Below are 3,168 nucleotides of genomic sequence, written 5' to 3' on the forward strand. Positions count from 1 at the left end.
GCCGCACCGACGCGGTGGGCATCTTCCCCAACCGGGCGGCCATCGTACGACTGGTGGGCGCGGTGCTGGCCGAGCAGACAGACGAGTGGGCCGAGGGCCGTCGCTACCTCGGCCTGGAGGTCCTGGCCCGCTGCCGACTCACCACCGTCAGCAACACGGGAAGCGAGGTGAACCCCGACACCGCGCCCGCCCTCGAGTTCAGCGCCTGACAACCCCAACGAAGGAATCAGCCGCTACACCACTTCATGGGGCTTGACCGGTCTGGCGACCCGGTATGACAAGTACGCGATCATCTACAGGGCCGCTGTGGTCCTGAATGCTGTGCTCGCATGGTCAAAACGATTGTCAGACATGCCCTAGTGCCAGGCGGCAGGGAACTGCACGCCTGGTATCAGCACCCAATGGTGATAGCTCGATCGCCCACGCACCCGATGCGTGCGCCCCGATGCGCGCACGCGAGGGTAGCGAACCGGCGCCCACTGCACAGCCGGCCGCGCTCATCCGTGCAATGGGGCAGGTCGCTGTTGGCGGTCGACGCTCCACGCCTATTCCCAGCCCCCTGGATGCAGCGGATCGCGGCGCAGAAGCCCGGGTGTCGGCGTGCGCGGGGGGCCGACCCAACGCCATGGCGGGACGACCCACCGCGTCCACGTGCCAGAGGCACCCAAACCGACCCACACATAGGTGCCTCGACTACCCGAGCAGACGCCGTTGTACCCACCATCTCGCTCCGCCTCGGCCGACCCCTAAAGACCGATAAAGGTCCACCTTCCAGTTCGCGGAAACTAGCACCCTCAACAAGGCAGTTTTGCCACCTGGATTCCGGTGCACCCTCTGCTCCAGCTCCGGCCCCCTCCCCGGATGCAGAGTTAACTACCATGCAACTGTGGTACCCGACGCCACGCACGTATGGTTTTGATTATTGGCTGTTTAGCGCTAGTTAGTTGACTTGTTCGGGACTAGGTAATGAGGACCGACGAGGCCAATATGAACCTTCTTAGTCGCCCCGTTAGTGTCATCATAGAAGTAGACCCGTGGCGCAAGGTTGCCGCCTCCCTCGGAGATTTTAAGATGCGCGAGCATGGTGATCTCGCCGGATGAATCGACAGCCGGATCCACCTTGAAGTCACGAGTCCCCTTGAACTTCCCGCTCGTCTGCACCCCTTCACTCTCGGTCATGGACAGCTTCTTGCTAGTAGCCGGCCAGCCGAGCACCGGCCCCGAGGCACACCACTCCCAAAAGCCGCCCTTATCCCAGCCCGACGCCCGATCCTGTGCGTACGCAGCGAGGGCACGAAATCCGCGCCAAGCCTTATTGCCCCAGTTGTACGCTTCGGGCGCGGTGTCAATATCCTCCAAATGGCGCACCGCGGAGTCCGGGAGGACGAGCCAGTCTGCAAGGTACATCTGGGCCGCGAGTACGGCCTCTGACGTGTCCTGCACAAGGTCTGGGACCGAGGCCACGTCCTCGTGCTGGGCGCCCCACAATAGAGAGGCGAGCCCACGCTCGATCAGCGCTTCCTTGAGTCGTGAAAGATGGCCGTTGGCACTGGCGAGCTCCCTCTCCACGGAGCTCTGCTCGTCGAGGGCCACCTCACGCTCAAAATCCCAGTCTTCCCGCGCCTTTATCAGGTCCTTCACCGGGATCATCCCGTCGAGTGCGTCCGACGGCAGACCACTCTGACCTCCAAAGATGTGGAACACATTCGGTATTCGTCGCCGCGTCGAGAGCTGAGCAACCGAGTAGACGATGCGGTCTACGGTGAATCGCGGACGATCTTCGAGGCGGGAGCGCTGGTAGTAGCGGTGCCGCCACCCCTCAGCATCCCGGGTCACCACACCAGGCGAATACACACGTATCCCGCCATCCCAGACCGCAAGAGAACCGAATTCGCGCCGAAACTCAGAGACTGCAGCCAAATCAAGGGTAAGGACGATGGCAACACCCTCCGCGCGGGCCGCGATTCTCTTAGCCGCACGGAGCCAATCACCATCGTGATCTCCACTCGGTTCGGTACAGACGATGATCGGCAGCGTGCGGGAGGGATTCGACAGCATTTCCGCCAGGATGTCGATGGCGTTTGCAGGAAGCGAGAGCGGCTCCACCTGAAGTTGACTGCCGCCTAGCCGCGGCTTGTCGACGGCACTCAAAAGATCATGCACGACCTTCGGCCTACCAACAGAGACTCGGCGGGCGAGGTCATCGGAGGACATGCTCAGCTCGACCAGTGTATGGACACCCTCGTCATCAGCAACGACCCGGATCACCGTGGACCACTCGGTGGGGTCCCCCGCGACCTGATCGATGACAGTGGCCTCGAAAGCGTTGGGTCCGACAACTCGGACTGAGATCCGCCGGTGCCGCCCCTGGGACACGTCAAGCTCGCTGTGTCCCTCAACCAGTGGCGCCGGTTCTTCCGTCTCCTGAGTCCAGCGCGCCACGCAGATCTTCAAGTCTTCGACGAGAGATATTGGGTCCGGGCGCGATGCGTCCGACCATACCGCTCTGTACAGAATGCTCATCCGGCAATACCCCCACGCTCTCACGAGAGCACCAGACCGGCCTCTCCTGGGTCTATCCCCCCAACCTTACCGTCGTCCACCGGCGTTAGATGTCGGCCGCCTTGAGGCAGGATGGTCGCACGTCAGTGCTGCGCGGCACGCTTCTCACCTACGTCCGAGACCTCACGAGCCCCTCTTCACCGAGCTCGTTCTCCAAATGGTCCTAGGTGTATCCAGCCACCGCATTGGCGGCACTCACTCAGTCGGCGTCTTGTCCCCCAGGGAGCGGCACGATCCCGTCAAGTGCGTTACTCATGCCTACACCGACGTCCACAAGACCAGCCGTAACGCTCATTCCCAATCGTGCCCATTTACGGATGTCTGCCACCCCACCTCGAGGCCCGGAGTCGCGCTCGGCACTGTCAGCCGGAGCCCCGGAGCTAGGTGTAAGAGGTCATGACGTTGTTGACTCGGGCCGGGGCCAACGAGGCCGGCGGGGCGTCCCCGCAGGAGGTATGAGGCCGATGGTAGTTGTAGTGGTTCACCCACACCGCCAACGCCTCACGCCGGGCCGTCTCTGAGGTATACGGGCGGGCGTAGAGGACCTCATCGACCATCAGCCGGTTGTACCTCTCCACCTTCCCGTTATGGCGCGGGGTGTATGGG

General features: G+C 62.8%; 3 protein-coding genes and 1 pseudogene. 2 read left to right on the forward strand and 2 right to left on the reverse strand.

Going from position 1 to position 3,168, the window contains the following annotated elements:
• Positions 1–209: transposase (locus ACFI33_RS11645; protein ID WP_462624044.1), on the forward strand; the 209-nt coding region annotated here is incomplete at its 5' end.
• A 49-nt stretch (positions 210–258) separates the two neighbouring features.
• Positions 259–360 (forward strand): annotated as a pseudogene (locus tag ACFI33_RS11650) (IS5/IS1182 family transposase); the annotation flags it as partial.
• 576 nt (positions 361–936) lie between these two features.
• Here the strand turns inward: ACFI33_RS11650 and ACFI33_RS11655 are convergent.
• Both ACFI33_RS11655 and ACFI33_RS11660 read right to left on the reverse strand, forming a co-directional pair.
• A complete protein-coding gene (locus ACFI33_RS11655) occupies positions 937–2,523 on the reverse strand; it encodes a hypothetical protein (RefSeq protein ID WP_232502391.1) in 1,587 nt (528 codons plus the stop codon).
• A 419-nt stretch (positions 2,524–2,942) separates the two neighbouring features.
• Positions 2,943–3,168 (reverse strand): integrase core domain-containing protein (locus ACFI33_RS11660; protein ID WP_462624045.1); only part of this gene is annotated, 226 nt, incomplete at its 5' end.

It is taken from the genome of Micrococcus sp. PSi08 (assembly GCF_054960655.1).